20 protein-coding genes, 1 tRNA gene and 1 pseudogene are annotated in these 21080 nt (G+C 57.1%); 10 read left to right on the forward strand and 12 right to left on the reverse strand.

What is annotated here, in order from left to right; translation table 11 throughout:
- Positions 1-272: 272 nt before the first annotated feature.
- Positions 273-413: pseudogene (locus F3J43_RS15455) on the forward strand (IS256 family transposase); the annotation flags it as partial.
- Between the two features lie 509 nt (positions 414-922).
- On the opposite strand, the gene F3J43_RS15460 reads toward F3J43_RS15455, so the two are convergent.
- The gene (locus tag F3J43_RS15460; protein WP_166888103.1) at positions 923-1456 is read right to left on the reverse strand and encodes an Hcp family type VI secretion system effector; all 534 of its coding nucleotides are present in this window, start codon (positions 1454-1456) and stop codon (positions 923-925) included.
- Positions 1457-1790: 334 nt separating this feature from the next.
- Between F3J43_RS15460 and F3J43_RS15465 the strand changes: the two genes are divergently transcribed.
- From F3J43_RS15465 to F3J43_RS15475, 3 genes are all read left to right on the forward strand, one after another.
- Positions 1791-3614: a YaaW family protein gene (locus F3J43_RS15465; RefSeq protein ID WP_166888106.1), complete on the forward strand. Its 1824-nt coding sequence runs from the start codon at positions 1791-1793 to the stop codon at positions 3612-3614.
- Between the two features lie 220 nt (positions 3615-3834).
- Positions 3835-4398 carry a hypothetical protein gene (locus F3J43_RS15470; protein WP_166888109.1) on the forward strand — a complete coding sequence of 188 codons (564 nt, stop codon included), beginning with the start codon at positions 3835-3837 and terminating at the stop codon, positions 4396-4398.
- Positions 4395-4784: a hypothetical protein gene (locus tag F3J43_RS15475; RefSeq protein WP_166888112.1), complete on the forward strand. Its 390-nt coding sequence runs from the start codon at positions 4395-4397 to the stop codon at positions 4782-4784. Before F3J43_RS15470 ends, F3J43_RS15475 begins: the two co-directional genes overlap by 4 nt.
- Here the strand turns inward: F3J43_RS15475 and F3J43_RS24330 are convergent.
- On the reverse strand, positions 4732-5280 hold the full coding sequence (locus F3J43_RS24330; RefSeq protein ID WP_353618237.1) for a DUF3077 domain-containing protein: 549 nt from the start codon (positions 5278-5280) through the stop codon (positions 4732-4734). The genes F3J43_RS15475 and F3J43_RS24330 overlap by 53 nt on opposite strands.
- A 25-nt stretch (positions 5281-5305) precedes the next feature.
- Positions 5306-5542, reverse strand: a complete 237-nt coding sequence (locus F3J43_RS15485) for a hypothetical protein (RefSeq protein ID WP_166888118.1) — start codon at positions 5540-5542, stop codon at positions 5306-5308.
- A gap of 472 nt (positions 5543-6014) precedes the next feature.
- On the opposite strand from F3J43_RS15485, the gene F3J43_RS15490 reads away from it, so the two are divergent.
- The 4 genes from F3J43_RS15490 (at position 6015) to F3J43_RS15505 (ending at position 12192) form a co-directional block, all read left to right on the forward strand.
- A complete protein-coding gene (locus F3J43_RS15490; protein WP_166888121.1) occupies positions 6015-7106 on the forward strand; it encodes an HNH endonuclease in 1092 nt (363 codons plus the stop codon).
- Positions 7107-7496: 390 nt separating this feature from the next.
- Entirely contained in the window at positions 7497-9218 is a 1722-nt protein-coding gene (locus F3J43_RS15495; RefSeq protein ID WP_166888123.1) for a hypothetical protein, read from the forward strand.
- Positions 9215-10921, forward strand: coding sequence for a chemotaxis protein (locus F3J43_RS15500; RefSeq protein WP_166888125.1), 1707 nt, complete (start codon positions 9215-9217; stop codon positions 10919-10921). The genes F3J43_RS15495 and F3J43_RS15500 overlap by 4 nt, the downstream gene beginning before the upstream one ends.
- Before the next feature lie 317 nt (positions 10922-11238).
- Positions 11239-12192 carry a restriction endonuclease gene (locus tag F3J43_RS15505; protein ID WP_166888128.1) on the forward strand — a complete coding sequence of 318 codons (954 nt, stop codon included), beginning with the start codon at positions 11239-11241 and terminating at the stop codon, positions 12190-12192.
- Between the two features lie 314 nt (positions 12193-12506).
- Here the strand turns inward: F3J43_RS15505 and F3J43_RS15510 are convergent.
- The 9 genes from F3J43_RS15510 to thrS form a co-directional block, all read right to left on the reverse strand.
- Positions 12507-12583: transfer RNA gene (locus tag F3J43_RS15510), tRNA-Pro, on the reverse strand.
- A gap of 99 nt (positions 12584-12682) precedes the next feature.
- A complete protein-coding gene (locus F3J43_RS15515; RefSeq protein WP_011533210.1) occupies positions 12683-13039 on the reverse strand; it encodes a MerR family transcriptional regulator in 357 nt (118 codons plus the stop codon).
- Positions 13020-13322 (reverse strand): integration host factor subunit alpha, encoded by a 303-nt coding sequence (gene ihfA / locus F3J43_RS15520; protein WP_009394049.1) that lies wholly within the window; start codon positions 13320-13322, stop codon positions 13020-13022. The genes F3J43_RS15515 and ihfA overlap by 20 nt, the downstream gene beginning before the upstream one ends.
- A gap of 4 nt (positions 13323-13326) precedes the next feature.
- Positions 13327-15708, reverse strand: a complete 2382-nt coding sequence (pheT, locus tag F3J43_RS15525; protein WP_166888131.1) for a phenylalanine--tRNA ligase subunit beta — start codon at positions 15706-15708, stop codon at positions 13327-13329.
- Between the two features lie 31 nt (positions 15709-15739).
- The gene (gene pheS / locus F3J43_RS15530) at positions 15740-16756 is read right to left on the reverse strand and encodes a phenylalanine--tRNA ligase subunit alpha (protein ID WP_028691467.1); all 1017 of its coding nucleotides are present in this window, start codon (positions 16754-16756) and stop codon (positions 15740-15742) included.
- A 111-nt stretch (positions 16757-16867) separates the two neighbouring features.
- Positions 16868-17224, reverse strand: coding sequence for a 50S ribosomal protein L20 (rplT, locus tag F3J43_RS15535; RefSeq protein ID WP_003250671.1), 357 nt, complete (start codon positions 17222-17224; stop codon positions 16868-16870).
- Positions 17225-17252: 28 nt separating this feature from the next.
- A complete protein-coding gene (rpmI, locus tag F3J43_RS15540) occupies positions 17253-17447 on the reverse strand; it encodes a 50S ribosomal protein L35 (RefSeq protein WP_003250667.1) in 195 nt (64 codons plus the stop codon).
- Between the two features lie 61 nt (positions 17448-17508).
- Positions 17509-18042 carry a translation initiation factor IF-3 gene (gene infC / locus F3J43_RS15545; protein ID WP_046857825.1) on the reverse strand — a complete coding sequence of 178 codons (534 nt, stop codon included), beginning with the start codon at positions 18040-18042 and terminating at the stop codon, positions 17509-17511.
- Between the two features lie 17 nt (positions 18043-18059).
- Complete coding sequence (gene thrS / locus F3J43_RS15550; protein WP_166888134.1) at positions 18060-19982, reverse strand: threonine--tRNA ligase; 1923 nt, start codon at positions 19980-19982, stop codon at positions 18060-18062.
- A gap of 332 nt (positions 19983-20314) precedes the next feature.
- On the opposite strand from thrS, the gene F3J43_RS15555 reads away from it, so the two are divergent.
- Both F3J43_RS15555 and F3J43_RS15560 read left to right on the forward strand, forming a co-directional pair.
- On the forward strand, positions 20315-20614 hold the full coding sequence (locus tag F3J43_RS15555; RefSeq protein WP_166888137.1) for a hypothetical protein: 300 nt from the start codon (positions 20315-20317) through the stop codon (positions 20612-20614).
- 167 nt (positions 20615-20781) lie between these two features.
- Positions 20782-20994 (forward strand): cold-shock protein, encoded by a 213-nt coding sequence (locus F3J43_RS15560; protein WP_012313861.1) that lies wholly within the window; start codon positions 20782-20784, stop codon positions 20992-20994.
- Positions 20995-21080 lie beyond the last annotated feature (86 nt).

The following is a 21080-nucleotide window of genomic DNA, read 5'->3' on the forward strand; positions in this document are numbered from 1 at the left end:
TCGAGAGCCTGAACCTGGACATCACCCAGATCAACGCGCTGAACCAGCAAGGCGTGGAGAACCTCAACGAGACCCTGCGCCACTGCGACGCCCTGAGCCAGCAGGCCGGGCGGTTGAAGCAACTGGTGAGCAGTTTCAGGATCTGAAACACCGGAGGGTTTTATCCAGGGCCAGTCGTGGGTACATGACTGGCCTTGCTGCCTAGGAACCCTCCGAAACAAACTTCCTGCCGAAAACCACATCGCCAGCCAAATAGGCAAGTGTGCCTTCCCGCTCGGTGTACCAAGCTCATCAAGACTCGCGGGCATTTCCCGAATGATGACGCGGCGACCAAACTGATTCGGTTGGGATTGAGCAACATAACAGCCAATTGGAGGAAACCTGCACATGATTGGAAAAGCGCGATGAATTAATTTGCGATTCTGTACGGAGACCGGTTTATCAGGCCGACCTGGTGAGAATCAGGGCCTACCTGACGGCAGGCCGTTACCGGCCCGAACACAAAAAATTGACAGACCCTGGAGCGCTTACAACCCGACTTAGTTGCTTCCCGAACCCGCCCAACCAACAGCACTCTATTGCACAGCCAATAGGTCACACCCTAAACAAACCATGCATGAAATAAAATCATAAAAACACTCAAAGTCACAACAAAATTGAACTCCCATTCGAAACCATGGCCATATTCAAACGAATAGTCAATAAATCCCGACCCACCGAACAATTTCAAATACACCGCCATCATAAAGATACTGAACAGGCTCATGACAATGGCCAATAGTCTCCAGCGCAGCACTAGCTTGGCAAGACACAGAGTACACAAGACATCAAACCCAATAAACATAAGAAAATACGGCATAGTCACTTTCTGTACTCTTTATACAAATCGATAGCAGCAGGGGTATTGACAGCTCCCTCTCCCCTAATCTACGACTCGACGTGCGTAATACGCCAACTCCCGATTGAACTGCAATGGTTGTTCACTCCAGGAGGCGTGCTCGGTGGTGCCGGCGGCGTGATGAATCCAGCTGATGGACCGATAGCTTATCAACAATCGCTCCTCGGCATCCTGGTCGGTCAATAGCACCCCGTGAGGCACTTCCAGTTCTTGGCTGACGATCAACGCACCCTCCAGCCTTACGGAGAAGTACTTCTCTCGATGGCCCGCCGAGTGATTGCGGTACAGATGGATATCGCAGTCGCCCACTTCCCGGCTATCCACAGCCTGAGCCAGCAAAGGCATGGCCTTGTCGATAAGCCTAGTGATGACGACGGGCTGATGCCGCGCTCGTTGGCCATTACCGAAGTTGGAAGTACCGTGATTGAAAGACAGCACCGTTATCTCGTTCTGGTGCACGAGCTGGTACTTGTTACCAATGGATGGCTGGGTACTACACCCCGCCGAGATCAACCCCTGCCGCTTGCCGTTGATACTCATGTAGCCGTTGAACGCCATGGACTGCACTCCTTGTAGACAAGGAATACAGCCTACGAAAACGACAACATGGCGTATGCCAGCCGCTTCCCAAATTTTCGCGGGTTGCGGAACACTCTGTTTACTGCAGCCAGAGGCACTGCAGGAGCGGAAGACGTCAGATCGCAGCACAGATACGCCCAAAGCATGATGCCATTCTGACGTCATGCCACGCTAATCTAGGAGCACTGCCAGCCTGTCGCCATTCAGCAGAACATCAGGCCAAGCAGCACCTGGGAGGCGCCTTTAGCCCACCCAATCCGTATGGATTTCCTTCCCTTTCCCCGTCACACCGCTCAGAAGGTATGGACACACGATGGCAACCTCAGGAATCGATTGCGACGACGACTTGTTCACCAGCCTGATCAGGGCCACCCCCGAAGAAGTGGACGTGCTGGTGGACATCATCACCGATTTCTCCCGGGGCCGCGCCGGTCTGGATGCGGACATCAAGAAGCAGCTGGTACAAGCCAAGCACAGCTCACGACCAGCAGGCTATACCGAGCAGCAACTCGATCTGCTTGGCCATGAGCTGCAGCAGTTCGGCGGACATTCGGCAATGAACCTGGCCCGACGTCTGTTGAAGAAATCGGCGGTCCCCTATGCCGAAATCGTCAATGACGTGTACCAGAAGCTCAACGGCAGTGGCGCAACCAGCGTGGCGGACAAGGAACGCCAGATCGCCCTGGCGCTGTTCGGTGCCGGCTGGCGGGAGCTACCAGCCAGCGAACGTTTCGAACGGGCCACCAGCACCAAGGTGCTGACCGGGCTGTTCAAACTCGAAAAGGCGCTGCCCAAAGGGGCCGCCAGCATGATCGGCCTCTCCGCCTCGCGCAGCGCTGCATTGTTCACCATGGCCGCAACCACCGGATTACGCCTGAACCCCTTTGGCGCCGCCTTCACAGCTGGCGTGGGCTTGCACAGCAGCGTGGCTGAAGCCTACCGCGTGACCGTGCCCTTCGTTGCCCAGATGGGCTGGATCCGCCTGCGCCGGGAAACGCCCGCGACGCCCACGGCCACACGCCCTGATAGCCGGCCAGTGGCCTCTCCCTCGCCGACCATTGCTGACCTGGTGATTCAGGATAATCAGGGCGGCACATTGCTCAAGCTCACCGCACTGCAACGCCCGCCCGCAGGCCTCCACCGGTCGCTACCAACCGACCAGATCAACGCACTCAACCCTCTGTTGGCCAATGTCCCCGGGCTGGCCGCCATGGGCGAGCTGAGCAACGGCAACTACGTGATATGCAGCCTGCCATTCGAGACACTGACCAAGAACGCCAACGGCGACGGCAGCGTCCGGGCCTTCGTGCGTACCCGCGGCAAGATCAGCGAACAGGCCAGCCTGTCGCTGCCTGAAGACCTGCAGAACGTGCTACTCAGTGGCGTGGTCTGGAACGCGGTGTCCTCGGCGGTGGGCCAGAAGCACTTGCATGACATCAACGAGAAGCTGAATGCCATCAAGCGTCAACTGGATGCCGTGCAGCACGATCTGGACGAAAAACAGTGGGAAAAGCTGACCGGGATGTTCGAGTACACCCAAGGCGTGCTCGATCACTATCCGCAAGAAGGCATCGACAGCACTGCCCGCCAGACACTGGAAAATCACCATAGCCAGATCACCTCCCTGGCCCAGTACTTCGCTCGCAAGATGAACGAAGAACTGAAGCGCGCCCAGGATGTGCAGGCAGACAAACTGTTCGGCGTGGACAGCACCCGCCAGGCCTTGCAGGGCAGCCTGACGAAGATGGAGGGCTGGGTCAGCGGTTACCTGCAGACCGCACAGTTGCAGGTGGTCAGTAGTGCCTTGCGCTACCTGGCCGAGCCACTGCAGCGCTATCGCGCCCAGGCGGCCAAGGCTCTCGAAAGCCTCGGCCAGCTGGAAGAAATCGGCAACCAGAGCCGTAGCATCTACAACTCGCAGATGGAACTGACCAGCTCACGCATGTTCAGCCTCGACGCCTCGCTGAAACAGAGCTTCACAGCGCAACTGGACGGCCTGACCAACGTCTTGACCCATGGCCCGCGGGACACCCAGCAACTACAGCAGTCACTGTTCGATCAAGGGGAACGCCAGGTACTGCTGCGTTATGAAAACGGACAGATCACCGAGGCCCAGCTGCTGGAACATGCAGTCTGAAGGCGACCAACGTAGCCTTTGGCGTAAGCGACAAGGAGGACGGCACAGGCAGGACTGAGGGGCGCGAGTATGCATTACCGTTCGATCGGAACAGGCGCTTGCTCTACATCGCAGCTGAACGCTAATGGCCTTTGGCCATTAGCACAATCGCCCTAATCGACCTTACTCACCCAGTGCTCGTATAGTCCCTTTTGGACTATAAAAACCAGGAAAGGACGCCATGGGCCACAAACTTCCCCCCCTCTGCCAATGGCTAGCCATCCTGGCCCTCACCTGTAGCACCCCGGCCCTGGCCGCACCCGCCTCAGGCGACTACTGGATCATCTACGGCAAAGGCGAACGCCTGCACAACGAGGTATACGTCGCCGACGCCGCCGGCATCGTGCAAAAGCCCGGCGGCGTGCAATCGGCCCAGGTCATGCAACTGTTCGAAGACCCGGCCTTCCCGACCCTCGTCGCCTACGAGGTGCAGGCCAAGTGCAAACAGCGCCAGATCCGTCTGGACAGCGCCCGGGCGATACGTCGCTTCGACGGCGCCGTGCGCGATGTGAAAACCAATGCCAAAGACTGGGTCGCACCAAAGGACTACTGGTTGCAGCGCTCCTTCGCTTTCGTCTGCGCCCCCGACAACCGCGCGCGCAACCAGATGCTGTCGATCGGCAAGATGCCGGCGGCGAAGATGGTCGCCACCATCCAGGCCATGTTCATCCAGTTGATCGGCGTCCAAGCCAACAGCCAGGCGGTGCAGGAGCTGGATGACATGCTGGCGAATACCCCACGATGAGCACGCCCCCTCTGCTGTTCCTTGGCCTGTTGCTGCCGGCGTTGGCCGGCTGCATCCCGACCCTACCGGAGCTGATGGCGGGCAACCAATGGCAAGGCCGCGACGCCAAGCAGGCCATAGACTTCTTCGGCCCGCCCATGCGTATGGAGCCGTTGCCCGACGGAGGTGGGGTGCAGTTGGGCTGGTACCGCGATACCACCTACGTGCAAAAGGAGGTGGTCGGCAGCACCGCCGAGATGCAAGGCAACGTGATGGTCCATACCAACTACTGGGACGACGTGGCTCATCCTGGCGGCTGCACGATCCTGATGTCGGTGAACAAGGCGCGACAGATTAACGATTTCGCCACCAAGGGGCGCTGTAACGGGGTAACCTTGGCGCCGTAGCGGCTTGCCGAAACGCAGGAGCAGGCCTGTGAGATCGGCTTGTGGGCACGGATTTGTAAGAGCAGACTCTTGGGAGCGGGCTTGCCCCGCGATAGCGTCCACCCAGGCAACCAAGCCCCAAGCCAGATACCCTCCCCCTACTCACCCCCCTCCCAACCATCAACCCATGATTCACATCTTGAGCCAACGCCTTGGCCATGCCGCTGAGGTAATGCACCGCCGTCAGCAGCGTAGGCGGATGATCCGTCTCAACCATCGCCAGATCACTGATCTTGTGCACCGCACACATCAGGACGGTCGCCTGCTCCACCGCATGGTCCAGCGGATGCCCCGCCACCACGCGGAACAGCGGGTCTTGCACACCCACCTCCGCGCCTTCGCCGAAATGCCCGACGCCGGTGGTGGCGAGTTTCTTGATGCGCGGGGTTTGCAATTCCTTATCCATACCATTCCTCCTGCGGCCCCGCGAACGGCGCGGGGCCTGATCGGTGAACATCAAGTGCGAGCCCAGGCTCGGCAGGTCAGTGGCGGGATTGCAGGCGGCTCAGCGCCACTTCCACCAGGGTGCGGGCGCTGTCGATTTCGTGCATGGCGGCGAGGGTCAGGACCTGGCCTGGGGGTTTGGCATGGAGCAGGACGGTCTGCTGGCTGACGGTCAGGGCGCAGACTAGGTATTCGGAGATCTGGACCAGGAGGTCTTCGAGGGTGTGGGTGGTGTATTTGTCGTGTTGGGGTGGATCGGGGACGATCTTTAACATGATAAAGCTCCGATATCTGATTGGAGCTACCACATCTCTGCTGTCAAACAAATGGGTGGCAGCGGTGCGTGGGTTGACAGACCGAGGATATCGGAACTCGGCGCACCGAAGTGCCCCACGCACTGCCGCCATAAAGCGTTGCGCGTGTCCGATATCAAGGGACGGTCTGTCAAAACCGTGTCGTCGAATTTGCGGCGACTTGGCGAGACTAGATGGCTGATGGGACAGCTGCAATGGCTGCAAAGCGCTAGGAGTATGTTTCGGAAACGGACTACATAGAAGAGGGAAAATCCGATTCCGTAGACGCTGAGCACGCCTGCTAGCACAACGCGTATGTCCCTGAAATGCATACGAGCTCTCGCGAGGTCACCACTATCGCAGTGGCGCTTTGCCAGTTTTTCTTGAACCGTTTGATCAATTTGGCGACGATGGGGAAATTTCCTACAAGCATCGGCGACAAAGGACAGCAAACGTGGCGATCAAAGCTGTATCGAAGGAACGTATTGACGAGGCTTTGCTGGAATTTGACCGCGACTACAGAGGCAGACGAGAGTGGCTTGGTTGGGAGACGAACCTGGCCCACCGCTACGCGATTGCTGTAGGGGGTACATCGTATCCAGCAAAGAAAATAGTCTCCTTAGCTACCGGCATCGCAGCAAGCCAATTTCCGGGCGGACACCTCACAAACCGCTATTTAGAAAAGCGTGGGTTTACCATTATCGAGCTGCAAAGCACTGGTCTAGAGCCAGTCCTGCAGTTCGAGCCTGGGGCCATTTACGATCGCGTAAGTGAAATCAACGGACCATTCGGGGGTAGCCGGCAGAGCGGCATAGCGGCATCCGCTACCTACCCGGCGATTTTTTTGTTTACTGGCGATAGTGGCGAGCAATACGGCTATGCCGACCGCTGGGACAACGGTGCGTTTCTCTACACGGGTGAAGGACAGCGTGGGCCTATGACGTTGAACCGTGGCAACAGAGCTGTCGCTGAGCATGCTGAGACAGGCCGTGCGCTCCATCTGTTCACATCGCTCGGTAAAGGAAAAGGTAACCGTTATGTAGGTGAGTTCAGTTGCGCCGATGTCTTTGAACGAACCCAGCCGGATGTTGATGGCAAGGATCGTACTGCTCTTGTATTCAGATTGGTACCTGTGGGCAGTCCAGAACTGGATATCGAAACTGAGTTGGAGAGAGGGGTTGAACTCGCAGATTCGTTAGCTGCGGCTCGGATAGCTGCTCTGGCTGCCTGTAAGCCGGTAACTAATGCAATGGACCAATCAGCACAGCGCAAAATTTACCAACGTAGCCGAAAGGTCGCTCACTACGTTCTCATGCGTGCCAAAGGCTTATGTGAAAGCTGTGAAAAGCCAGCTCCCTTCATTAAGAAGGATGGAACCCCGTACCTGGAGCCGCATCATGTAAATCGGCTCTCCGACGGAGGCCTCGACCACCCTCGGTACGTAGGTGCTGTCTGCCCATCTTGCCATCGCGAGATTCACTCAGGTTTAAACGGGGTGTCGCTCAACGAGAAGTTGAAGCAGCGACTTCACGCAATTGAAGGCTGAGTTTAATTTGTCAACCTGGCAGATCCGTCATTACCTATAGCCATATTCTAGAACTTGCCGTCGAAGTCTCGGAGCACGCGCCTCTTCGGTGAAAGAGTGGGACGAAAGCAGCGCCCTATAATCTGCTATACACTGACAGGCCGTTCCGTATGCAAGGAATCTGCGTTTACTTTTATAGTGGCCAAATGACATGATCTGTCCCCAGGTAAGTGTCCGCTTTCGATCCTAAGCTGCCGGTGGGCATAGGCAGAAATCGGCCAGAAGCTGCCGCTCACGCCAGGTCGATTCTGACTCGACTCGGAAACTCATTAACTAAAATAGTATAAATGTCCCATTCGGTAATGATTTTAGCGGATACCTAGCCAGCCAATACGATTGAAGTGAGGGAACATGGAGACGGCACCGACAACCGAAGAGTTGGTTGAGCTTTTCAAGCGCGGAGAATTGGCTAGTCAAATGGCACGCCGATTTGGATTGAGTGGCAGGTCGGACACCAGAGTGATCGAAGAGCGTTGCATCGCTTTGCACAACGCAAGAACCATCGATTTGTTAGCGCTTGTTGAAAACAATGCCTTGCAAAAGCTTGCTGGCACTGATTTTTTCTTGGCTTCGCACTTTTTCTGCCAGCTTTTGCCCGAGTTACAGGCTGAGCCCGGACGAATGATGGCTTGTGTCGACGCACTTGTAACGCGTGGAGGGGAAGACGGTGCCGCTAATCAGCCCAATGGCGCGTTTCAGAAATGGTGTGCGAATGTTCCCCAGCGTGCTAGCGAGGTCATTGCCGGAGCGCATCAAGGTGATGAACTCTCGAGTCACCATCTTTCGTTCGCGCTAACGGCAACTAGCGATTTGGCTGAGGCGCGCCGCATTGCTGTCGGATATGAAGATGTACGTCGTCACGCAGCCATTGCTGCCTTGGGGCGTATTGAACACCAAAATTCAGAGTCAAGCTCTGATACTTTTGCAGTTTTCAAGGCACTGCTAGAGCTAGGTATTGGCGACCCCGTTAGGGCGAGCGTATTGCATGCGACTATGGAAATCTTGGCGCGCTGCCCTGACATCGCACCGGCAGATGCGAACGTATTTATAAGCCAGTTGGTGATGAATCCCGGCAAGTTCACCATACACCAGTGTGCACGTGCGCTTTGGGTCTACCGGGAGGCGCTCACTCCGGATATTGTCGCTTGCTTACTGGGGGCATTGGATCATCTAGAGTCAGCCAACAAGGGGACCGTAGAAGAGCTAGATATGGGCCTCCAGGTGCTTATGGAGCACGGGCATGCCGAGGCTGCATTATCTTTCGTAACAAGGCTGCTCTCACGCACAGATGATGATCTAGAACTTGAAACCTTGGATAGTTTCACTAGGACATTACTGGCCGGCTCTTCTGATGTTCTCAGTCGAGTAGTAGTTCGGTGGCTAAAGCTTGGCGCCCCCCGCCTCTGTGGTGGTCTCGCTAAGGCCATACAGGGCCCAGGGCTAGACGGCGCGCCCCTAAGCCTAAAGGCTGTAGACCTGGCAATTTCTCCCACCGAACAATTGTTCATTTGTCGAAAGGCTGTTGGCTGGTTCTTTTTCAAACCGACCACCGCCTCTTCCGTCTTGGTCTCGGTGCTACGGGTCTGCGATATGGATACATGCCGAGAGGTGCGGAAGCTGCTGGTTGATCCGTTGCTCCAAAACTATGGTGGTGTGCGGGAGTATCTTGGCAGCCTTGCACCCGAGGATGCTGCGAGCGAGGCTGTGACCTGGGCTCTCGCTCAAAACGACTCTTATCTCGAAGCACAGCGGACCATTCCACCCATCGTCGAACTCCAACCATCGGAGCACCATTGCCGCATAGAGCGACTGCGCATTTCTGATCAGATGCGAGATGCTCATAAACAGGCGGAAAGCGGGTCGGTTTTCTTGAACCTAGTGAGCCGCTCTGTGCTGCTTTATGGCAATCGCTCACTTACCTTTGTAGACGATGGCCAAGACAATCTTCGCCCTATGGAAATCAACCTTCACTCCCACGGAATCTCCTACGAGATGCCGCGAATGGAGGTCATTGATCCTGTGGGTCTTGAGTATGTCCTCCGCATTTTCCGCCATGAGAGGATGGAAGAATGAAGCTCCTAATTCGTGATTACTTGGGATCGTTAAGGGAACGAGATGAGCTGGATGCAATCCTCCCCGATCTGTTGAGTGAGCTTGGCTTCCATGTCTATTCACGCCCTCAGAGAGGTACAAGCCAGCTTGGAGTAGACATTGCGGCCGTTGGGAAGGACGACGACGGAGAGAAGAAAGTTTTTCTGTTTTCCGTCAAACAGGGCGACCTTACGCGTCAAGACTGGGACGGAACTCCGCAAGCTCTACGATCATCTTTGGATGAAATTCTAGATGCATACATCCCTCACAGAATTCCCGCCAGATACAAAGGATTGAAGGTTGTCATCTGCCTGGCATTTGGAGGAGATGTGAATGAGCAAGTGCGAGAGAAGCTAACGGGTTTCATCGCAAGAAACACCACCGCGAGAGTCACTTTTGATGAATGGAATGGCGATAAGATCGCCGGAATGATTCTGAAAGGAATACTGAGGGAGAAAATTCTTCCAAAACCGTTGCGCAGTAGCTTCCAGAAAGCCGTTGCTATGGTCGATGAGCCTGAGGTCTCTTATGAGCACTTTAGTCGATTTGCAGGGGATTTATGTCAGGCAGGCACCATGTCGGGAAAAGCCCGCGTGCGTGCTGCCCGGCAGTTAAACATCTGCCTGTGGATCCTTTTTGTTTGGGCCCGCAGTGCAGGCAACATCGAATCACCTTATCGTTCGAGTGAACTGGCTCTGCTCACATCGTGGGAATTGCTCCGACCTACCCTCGGCAGCAATGGCCGGGAAATAAAGGCGCTTAGCATCGTTGTTCGGCAGATGATCGAACTTCATCTTACCATCTCTATGGAATTCATCGAATCGCGGGTGTTGCCGTACGCGAAAATACGCCATGGGATATCGATGGCAACAGGCTCCCGAAGCTCGCTTGATGTAAACCTTGCTCTATTTGAGGTACTGGGTCGTATTGGTTTGGCGGGCCTATGGCTCCACTGGATCGGAGAAAGGAGTGACGAAGCCCACCAGGGGAAAATCAGAAGCAGTGTCGTACAGCTCACACAAACGGGCCTGGAGCTAATTCGAAACAACCCCGCTTTGTTTCTGCCGATAGCAGATAGACAAGGAACCAACATCGCCCTTTTCCTCCAGCTTTGGCTGGCTAGTGAGGTTGATGCGACAGGCGTAACTTCTTGGCTCGAAGAAATGGCTTATCGTCTGAACTTCTCTATTCACACAAGAAGTCGTTACACCAGTTCTTTCACAGATTACCGTGACCTTGCCGAACACCCGCGCGATAGATCCGACGAGTATTTCAAAGAGGCTATGGCAGGAAGCACAATTGTTCCATTACTTGCTGCTTGGTTGCATGCGCTTGGTGCGACTGAGGCGGTCGAGGCGCTGAGCCGCCTTGCTCAGAAGGAGTTGAAGCACTGCACCTTGCAGCTTTGGCTACCGGACGCCTCGTCGGAAGAGAATCTTTATGTAGGTAACAGCTCTCATGGGCGGGCCCTTTGTGGGCTGCCGTTGAACAAAGGTGGACACCAACTCATTGCCACCATAGCAGAGGCATGCAGTACGGATTCGGGCTTGCAGGGTCTGTCGCCTATCAAGTCGGGTTTCTGGCCAGTGGTCATGGTCGCCTGCCACCATCATCAGCTACCAATCCCTCCGGGGTTTTGGATCAGCTCTCTAATGGAGCCTGAGTCGGAGCTTGAAACTGATTAGCATCGACCCTCTGTTGGTGTCGCATCAACCTTAAGCGGGCCCGTGTGATGAGTCCGCTCTTGGCCGATAGCTGTCCTTGGTGAAGGGCTGCTATGGGTCGAAAGCAGCCATCCACAACCGGCAGCTAACGTTCTATACAGGACAATAATGACTGACCCTCATCGGCCAATAGCTACTATCAAAAAAGACCACCGTTGACTAGATGCTATCAGTTACTGGAACCAGTCTCGACCGAGACCTTGAAATATATATTAAGTAGCATACAGTCCCAAAAACGTCACTTTCACCCAAGCCCACACACAGCAGCGCGAATTGACATGGCAAGAGTAAAAAAAGAAAGACCAGTTTTTGACGCAACCAGTATTAGCCTCGAAGAGTGGCTCTCTATGGTTTTCACTTATAAAGAAAATAGAAAATATAGATTCATAGATTACCGCTTTCCAACAGATACACATGCAGCCGAATATCTGGCCTCGGCAGAAGTAAGATCGGAGCTTGAAACTAAGCACCTAATACGCTCATTCCTGATCCCCCCTGGGATTCAAGGACATGATCATCAATTCTTCCACCTTTGGGTAGATAATGGTGACATCGCCAAAATGATGGAGACGAGCGAGTACGCTCGCCGCCTTTTCAGAAATGAAGGCTGGGAAGGCTTGACTTGGATATTAGATCTCCTCCCAGATTGGCCTCAGCACGCTATTGACGCGCTGGACGCCTTCATACGAGCGCATACACTTTACCTTTCTGATGACCGTATATTGGGCCTCTGTGACGTGATTTCTATAATTCGCCACAAGTACCTACTTTCATCAAATCCTCGCGACATACTCAATGATGTTTCATCAAGGGATTTTGAGTTCCTCATCGCTGCCTTGTTTAGAAGGCAGAAGTACAATGCAGAAGTCACTAAGCAGTCGCGGGATGGAGGAGCTGATATAATATGCAGCTCACTAGAAACCCCCATCAAGCAAAAGGTACTTATTGAATGCAAGCACCACACAGGCACCATTGGAGTTGAAGTAATTCGCAAGCTGGCAGGAGTTGTGAGTGAAACCGGAGCCACAAGCGGCTGGGTTGTGACCTCTAGCAAATTTAGTTCGCCAGCGGTGGAGTTTGCTAGTACGACAGGGAGAATTCAGCTTCTAGATTACAAGGCATTGAACCTTAAATTTAACGAGTATTTTGGTGCGCGTTGGAGTGAGCGTTTACCATTTCTAATCAGCGAGGGGCAACGAACTCAAGTCAAGAATGCAGCTAAAGACAGTTGAAAGCGCTTAGTACGTATCGGGCAGATCCGACCAGGGCTCCCTCACCCCTACTGCTCTAGAGGAGGGGCAGTTCTGGATCAAAAGCGGCCAAAATTCATCATTTGCAGATCAGTTGGATGCGAGCATCTGCCCCCCCTTGAGGTAAACGGCCCTGAGCAGCACTCCGTCATGGATTTCGATGTGCTGAGCAGCCCGCGAAATCTGATCAACATCTCGGTGGGGCAGAAAGTGAGGCAAAATTTCTATCAGCGGCAAAATGTGCAGGCATAAAAAAATCCAGTCACCGCTAAGTGACTGGATTCTTTGGAGTATTTTGGTCGGGACGGAGTGATTCGAACACTCGACCCCTTGCACCCCATGCAAGTGCGCTACCGGGCTGCGCTACGCCCCGACATCATTCTCGATACCGCTGAGAACTTTGAAGAATTTAACCTAACCTTTTGAATAATGGAAGCTTTTTTTCAAAAATTTCCACTCGTCGCCAACCAGATCACTTCTTCAGAACCACCAACACATCCTCCAACTCCGCAATCATCTGCCGAATCAGCTGCTTGTACTGGCTGGACTCATCCTTGACCTCATCACTGGAGAGCCGCAACCGCGCCCCGCCAATGGTAAAGCCCTGGTCATACAGCAAAGCGCGGATCTGGCGGATCATCAGCACGTCCTGGCGCTGATAATACCGCCGGTTGCCACGGCGCTTCACCGGGTTGAGCTGCGGAAACTCCTGCTCCCAGTAGCGCAGCACGTGCGGTTTTACCGCACAGAGCTCGCTGACTTCACCGATGGTGAAGTAGCGTTTGCCCGGGATGGGGGGCAGCTCGTCGTTATGGCTTGGTTCCAGCATAGGCCTCTACCCGGGCTTTCAGCTTCTGCCCTGGACGAAAGGTGACGACGCGGCGCGCGGTGATCGGGATCTCTTCCCCAGTCTTGGGGTTGCGGCCCGGCCGCTGGCGTTTGTCGCGAAGGTCGAAGTTGCCGAAACCGGACAGCTTGACCTGCTCGTTGTCTTCAAGTGCGTGCCGAATTTCTTCGAAAAACAGCTCGACCAGCTCCTTGGCCTCGCGCTTGTTGAGCCCCAGCTCCTCGTACAGCCTTTCGGCCATCTCAGCTTTCGTCAGAGCACCCATGCCGTTATTTCCTTAACGTGGTGTTCAACCTTTGTTCAAGCGAGGTGAGGATAGTCTGCAGGGTTTCATTCACCTCATCGTCGTTAAGAGTGCGCGATGGATGTTGCCAGGTCAAGCCGACGGCCAGGCTTTTTCTATCAGGATCAATGCCTTTACCCTGGTAGACGTCAAACAGCCTGAGGTCTGTGAGCCATTCGCCCGCATTGTCACGAATTACTTCAAGCACCGAGCTAGAAGCTACATCACGTCCTGCGATCAAAGCCAGGTCACGACGGGTTTCCGGGAACTTGGACAGTTCGCTGAACTTCGGCAGGCGGCCTTCGACTACATCGCCGAGCACCAGCTCGAAGACGAACACCGGGCGGTCGAGACCGAGGGTCTTGGCCAGCTCTGGGTGGATGGCGCCGAGGTAGCCGACTTCCTTGCCGTCGCGCTCGATGCGGGCGGTCTGGCCGGGGTGCAGGGCCGGGTGCTTGCCGGCAGCGAAGGTGAAATCGCTCAGGGCACCGGAGTAACCCAGCAGGGCTTCCACGTCGGCTTTGACGTCGAAGAAGTCGATGCTGTCACGACCGTTGGCCCAGCCTTCCGGCAGGCGGCTGCCGGTGACGACGCCGGCGATCATTGGCTGCTGCTTGAGGTCACCGAGCTGGCCGACGAAGCGCAGGCCGCTTTCGAACAGGCGCACGCGATCTTGCTGGCGGTTGAGGTTGTGCTGCATGGCCTTGACCAGGCCCGGCCACAACGAGGCGCGCATGGCGGCCATGTCGTTGGAGATCGGGTTGGCCAGCAGCAGCGGCTCGACGCCTGGGGTGAACAGCTCGAACAGTTTCGGGTCGATGAAGCTGTAGGTGATGGCTTCCTGGTAGCCGCGGGCAACCAGCAGACGGCGCAGGTTCGGCAGCTCGCCACGGGTTTCCGGGCGGGCTTGCGGAGCCAGGCGGGCCTGCGGGTAGCGGACCGGCAGGTTGTTGTAGCCGTACAGGCGGGCCAGCTCTTCGATCAGGTCGACTTCCAGGCTGACGTCGAAGCGGTGGCTTGGGACGGTGACAGTCCACTCCCCTGCCCCATTGGCGCTGGTTTTCAGCTCCAGGGCGTTGAGCAGTTGCTCGACCTGGGCGGCGTCCATCTCCATGCCGAGCATCTGGGTGATGCGTTCGTCGCGCAGGGTGATCGGCGCGATGTTCGGCAGGTGCTGCTCGCTCACGGTCTCGACGATCGGACCGGCTTCGCCGCCGACGATCTCGAGGATCAGGGCGGTGGCGCGCTCCATGGCTTCACGGGCCAGTTGCGAGTCCACGCCGCGCTCGTAGCGGTGCGAGGCGTCGGTGTGCAGGCCGTAGGAACGGGCCTTGCCGGCGACGGAGATCGGCTCGAAGAAGGCGCTTTCCAGGAACAGGTCGCGGGTCTTCTCGGTGTTGACGCCGCTGTGCTCGCCACCCATCACGCCGGCAATGGCCAGGGCGCGGGTGTGGTCGGCAATGACTAGGGTATCGGCGCGCAGGGCAACTTCCTGGCCGTCCAGCAGGACCAGCTTCTCGCCCTCCTCGGCCATGCGCACGCGGATGCCACCATTGATTTCGGCGAGGTCGAAGGCGTGCATCGGCTGGCCGAGTTCGAGCATCACGTAGTTGGTGATGTCGACGGCGGCGTCGATGCTGCGCACGTCGCTGCGGCGCAGGCGCTCGACCATCCACAGCGGGGTCGGCTTGCTCAGGTCGACGTTGCGGATCACGCGGCCCAGGTAGCGTGGGCAGGCGGCCGGGGCGCTGACTTCGACCGGGCGCACTTCGTCGTGGGCGGCCGGTACGGCTGGCACCACCGGGCGGGTGACCGGTACGTCGTACAGGGCGCTGACGTCGCGGGCCATGCCGGCGATGGACAGGCAGTCACCGCGGTTCGGGGTCAGGCCGATTTCGATGCTGGCATCGTCCAGGTTCAGGTACTGGCGAATGTCCTGGCCAACCGGGGCATCGCCCGCCAGCTCCAACAGGCCGTCGTTCTCTTCGCTGATCTGCAGCTCGGCAGCCGAGCACAGCATGCCGAAGGACTCGACGCCGCGCAGCTTGGCCTTCTTGATCTTGAAATCGCCCGGCAGCTCGGCGCCGATCATGGCGAACGGGATCTTGATGCCTGGACGGGCGTTAGGAGCGCCGCAGACCACCTGGAAGGTTTCCGCGCCGTTGCTCACCTGGCACACGCGCAGCTTGTCGGCGTCCGGGTGTTGTTCGGTGGTGAGGATCTCGCCCACCACGATGCCGCTGAACTGGCCGGCAGCGGGGGTCACGCTGTCGACTTCGAGGCCGGCCATGGACAGGCGGGCGACCAGTTCGTCACGGGAGACTTGCGGGTTTACCCAACCGCGCAGCCACTGTTCACTGAATTTCATGCTGTTCTCCTGAAAGTTGCGTCGATTGGGCCTAGCGGAATTGAGCCAAGAACCGCAGGTCGTTGTCGAAGAACAGACGCAAATCGTTGACGCCATAGCGCAGCATGGCCAGGCGCTCGGCGCCCATGCCGAAGGCAAAGCCCTGGAACTCTTCCGGGTCGATGCCGGACATGCGCAGCACGTTCGGGTGGACCATGCCGCAGCCCATCACTTCCAGCCAGCCGGTCTGCTTGCACACGCGGCAGCCCTTGCCGGAACACATCACGCACTGGATGTCGACTTCGGCGCTCGGCTCGGTGAAGGGGAAGAACGACGGGCGGAAGCGCACGGCCAGTTCTTTCTCGAAGAACACCCGCAGGAATTCCTCGATGGTGCCCTTGAGGTCGGCGAAGTTGATGCCACGGTCGATCAGCAGGCCTTCGACCTGGTGGAACATCGGCGAGTGGGTGATATCCGAGTCGCAACGGTACACACGGCCTGGGCAGACGATGCGGATCGGCGGCTGGGTGCTTTCCATGGTGCGGACCTGTACCGGCGAGGTATGGGTGCGCAGCAGCATGTTGGCGTTGAAATAGAAGGTGTCGTGCATCGCCCGGGCCGGGTGGTGGCCGGGGATGTTGAGCGCTTCGAAGTTGTGGTAGTCGTCTTCGACCTCGGGGCCTTCGGCGATGCCGTAGCCGATGTGGGTGAAGAATTGCTCGATGCGCTCGAGAGTACGGGTGATCGGGTGCAGCCCGCCGGTGGTCTGGCCACGGCCTGGCAGGGTCACGTCGATGCATTCGGCGGCCAGGCGAGCATTGAGCTCAGCCTCTTCAAAGCCGGCCTTGCGTGCGTTGAGCACGTCGGTGACGCGTTCCTTGGCGTCGTTGATCAGCGCGCCGACCTTGGGGCGCTCTTCGGCTGGCAGGTTGCCCAGGGTCTTCATCACCTGGGTCAGCTCGCCTTTCTTGCCGAGGAATTGAACCCGGATCTGTTCCAGGGTAGTGATGTCTTCAGCGCGCTCCACGGCCTCGAGGGCTTGGGCGACCAGCGCGTCCAGGTTTTCCATGTACAGACTCCAGATACGAAAATAGGGGAAGAGCTTTTGAAGGCTCTTCCCCTATCCGATGACGTTTTACACCCGACGGCGCAGGCGCCGCCGGATGATTGTCGTGGGTACTTAAGCCAGTACGGCTTTAGCCTTCTCGACAATCGCAGCAAACGCCGCTTTTTCGTTCACTGCCAGGTCGGCCAGAACCTTACGGTCGATTTCGATCGACGCCTTTTTCAGGCCAGCAATCAGACGGCTGTACGACAGACCGTTGGTGCGGGCACCGGCGTTGATACGAGCGATCCACAGAGCGCGGAACTGACGCTTCTTCTGACGACGGTCGCGGTAGGCGTATTGGCCTGCCTTGATGACCGCCTGCTTGGCAACGCGGAATACGCGCGAGCGTGCACCGTAGTAGCCTTTAGCCAGTTTCAGAATTTTCTTGTGACGCTTACGAGCGATGACGCCACGCTTTACACGAGCCATGAGTAACTTCCTCTATCTTTGACCGAAATTAACGTACGCGCAGCATGCGCTCGACTTTTGCAACGTCAGACGGGTGCAGCAGGCTGGCACCGCGCAGTTGACGCTTACGCTTGGTCGACATTTTGGTCAGGATGTGGCTCTTGAAAGCGTGCTTGTGCTTGAAGCCGGAAGCAGTTTTCAGGAAACGCTTCGCAGCACCGCTCTTGGTTTTCATCTTTGGCATGTTGGAACTCCGCATTCGATAAAATTACACAATAATCATCAGGCCTGCCGTGCCCGGGAGATTACTTCTTCTTTTTGGGGGCGATGACCATCATAAGCTGGCGTCCTTCCATCTTCGGATGCTGCTCAACGGTGCCGTATTCCACAAGGTCAGCTTCGACCCGCTTCAACAGCTCCATGCCCAGCTCCTGGTGGGCCATCTCACGGCCGCGGAATCTCAGAGAGATCTTGGCCTTGTCCCCATCGCTAAGGAAACGTACCAGGTTGCGTAGTTTTACCTGGTAATCCCCTTCTTCCGTCCCTGGACGAAACTTGATTTCTTTGATCTGGATCTGCTTCTGGTTCTTCTTGGCTTCGTTGGCCTGCTTCTTCTTCTCGAAGAGGTGCTTGCCGTAGTCCATCACCTTGCAGACGGGTGGTACCGCGTCTGCAGAGATTTCCACCAGATCCAGCTTCGCTTCATCAGCGATACGCAGCGCTTCATCAATCGAGACGATGCCAATCTGCTCGCCGTCAGCACCAATTAACCGAACCTCGCGTGCCGAGATATTCTCGTTGATCGGGGCTTTCGGTGCAGTTCGTTTATCGTTTCTCATTTCACGCTTAATAGTCATTACTCCGATTCTAGGCGACCGCGCTGGGCGACAGCGCTGTTGAGCAGCTGCGTGAATTCAGCCACCGGCATGGAGCCGAGGTCTTTGCCTTCACGGGTGCGTACGGCGACGGTCTGCGTTTCGACTTCGCGATCCCCTATAACCAGCAGGTATGGGACCTTGAGCAAAGTATGCTCGCGGATTTTAAAGCCGATCTTCTCATTTCTCAAGTCCGACTTGGCACGGAATCCGCTTCCGTTCAGGGCTTTTTCCACCTCGAGGGCGAAATCGGCCTGCTTGTCGGTGATGTTCATGATCACCGCCTGGGTCGGTGCCAGCCAGGCTGGGAACACGCCGGCGTAGTGCTCGATGAGCATGCCGATGAAGCGCTCGAACGAACCGAGGATGGCGCGGTGCAGCATCACCGGGCGCACACGGCTGTTGTCTTCGGCGATGTAGCTGGCGTCCAGGCGCTCCGGCAGGTTCGGGTCGTACTGCAGGGTGCCGCACTGCCAGTTACGGCCGAGGCAGTCGCGCAGGGTGAACTCGATCTTCGGACCGTAGAAGGCACCCTCGCCCGGCTGGTATTCCCACTCCAGGCCCGATTCGTTCAGGGCGTCGGCCAGCGCGCCCTCGGCGCGATCCCACAGCTCTTCGGAGCCGACACGCTTGGCCGGACGAGTGGACAGCTTCATGGCGACATCGGTGAAACCGAAGTCCTTGTACACATCCAGGGTCAGCTTGATGAAGTCGGCAGCTTCCTTCTTCACCTGCTCTTCGGTGCAGAAGATGTGCGCGTCGTCCTGCACGAAGCCACGTACGCGCATGATGCCGTGCAGCGCGCCGGACGGCTCGTTGCGGTGGCAGGCGCCGAACTCGGCCAGGCGCAGCGGCAGGTCGCGGTAGGATTTCAGGCCCTGGTTGAACACCTGCACGTGGCACGGGCAGTTCATCGGCTTGACTGCGTAGTCGCGGCTTTCCGAAGCCGTGGTGAACATGTTCTCGGCGTAGTTGGTCCAGTGACCGGAACGCTCCCAGAGGATGCGGTCGACGACCTGCGGGGTCTTGATCTCCGAGTAGCCGTTCTCACGCTGCACCTGGCGCATGTACTGTTCGAGCACCTGGTACACGGTCCAGCCGTTGGGGTGCCAGAACACCATGCCCGGGGCTTCTTCCTGCAGGTGGAACAGATCGAGCTGCTTGCCGATCTTGCGGTGGTCGCGCTTCTCGGCTTCTTCGATGCGCTGGATGTACGCAGCCAATTGCTTCTTGTCGGCCCAAGCGGTGCCATAGACACGCTGCAACTGCTCGTTCTTGGCATCGCCGCGCCAGTAGGCACCGGACAGCTTGGTCAGCTTGAAAGCCTTGAGGAAACGCGTGTTCGGCACGTGCGGACCGCGGCACATGTCGACGTATTCTTCGTGGTAGTACAAGCCCATGGCCTGTTCATCCGGCATGTCCTCGACCAGGCGCAGCTTGTAGTCCTCGCCACGCTGGGTGAACACGTCGATGACTTCGGCGCGCGGGGTCATCTTCTTGACGACGTCGTAGTCGGTATCGATCAGCTGTTGCATGCGCTTTTCGATGGCGGCGAGGTCTTCAGGGGTGAAGGGCCGCTCGTAGGCGATGTCGTAGTAGAAACCTTCGTCGATCACCGGACCGATCACCATCTTGGCGGTCGGGTACAGCTGCTTCACGGCGTGGCCGATCAGGTGGGCGCACGAGTGACGGATGATCTCCAGTCCCTCTTCGTCTTTCGGGGTGATGATCTGCAGGGTGGCGTCGTGGTCGATCTTGTCGCAGGCATCGACGAGCTTGCCGTCGACCTTGCCGGCCAGGGTGGCCTTGGCCAGGCCGGCGCCGATCGAGGCGGCGACTTCGGCTACGGATACCGGCTGGTCGAACGTGCGTTGACTGCCATCGGGAAGAGTAATAACGGGCATGGCGCCTCCTCTCCTAGTGGTGACCCCTACCAAAGGTCACGTGGGTTGGGATGAGCCAGTACAAGATCCGCCCTGCCTTTCCCGCGGGAAAGCCTGCCTCACAGTGGCAGAGACCTTTCGGCCTGCCAGGGTCGAACCAGAGTGACTGGAAGGTAAAAGTTGCAAGCCGCACGTGGCGCACTGCAAGCCAGGCATGCTAGCACGCAGGCCGCACAGCACGGAGAAATATTTGGAAATTACGCAGTCGCGGTGAACTTGTACGGAAAATTTCCTATCAGACTTTGTGAAGCAACCTACTCTTGATGAGACCTTAAACCAAGGAGTGTCTGGTTATGCGAGTTCTGTCCCTTCTGGCCGCGTGTGCCGCAAGCGCCCTGCTGATGCCGCTGACTGCCACTGCGGGCAATTTCCCCGCCGGCAGTGAAGCCACCTACATGACTCAATGCGAACAAGCAGCGAAAGGCCAGGGCCTGGACGCGGCAAAGGCGAAGCAACACTGCGCGTGCGGCGCCCAAGCCATCAAGAAGAATTTCAATGACAAGGAAATTGCCGATCTCGACAGCAAGGATGGCGTCGACGCCGCACTGATGCACAAGGCCCAGGCCGCCGTGCAGGCCGCCTGCAAACCCTAGTAGACTGGCCGCGCAGGCCCTGACTAGGCATCTTTTGCCCTGGATCAACATCCTGCGAAGGTAAAAGGCGCTAGATTCGCAGAAATGCACTATGATGTTGCCGGTGCTCCTGTAGCCTCGGCAACGTTGCACCCCGATAAAAAATCATGTTTCTGGAGATTCACCTCATGTCCAATCGCCAACAAGGCACCGTCAAATGGTTCAATGATGAAAAAGGCTACGGCTTCATCACTCCAGCAGGCGGCGGCGACGACCTGTTCGTTCACTTCAAGGCCATCGAATCCGACGGCTTCAAGAGCCTGAAAGAAGGCCAGACCGTTTCCTTCGTTGCCGAGAAAGGCCAGAAGGGCATGCAGGCTGCACAGGTTCGTCCGGAGTAATTTCGGATAGCTGTAAAAAAACCCGCCACTTGTGGCGGGTTTTTTTATGGGTTTCCCAGCACACAGGACTTGCATCCTGCGCCCAA

This window comes from Pantoea sp. Cy-639 (genome assembly GCF_011752525.1).
Taxonomy (GTDB): domain Bacteria; phylum Pseudomonadota; class Gammaproteobacteria; order Pseudomonadales; family Pseudomonadaceae; genus Aquipseudomonas.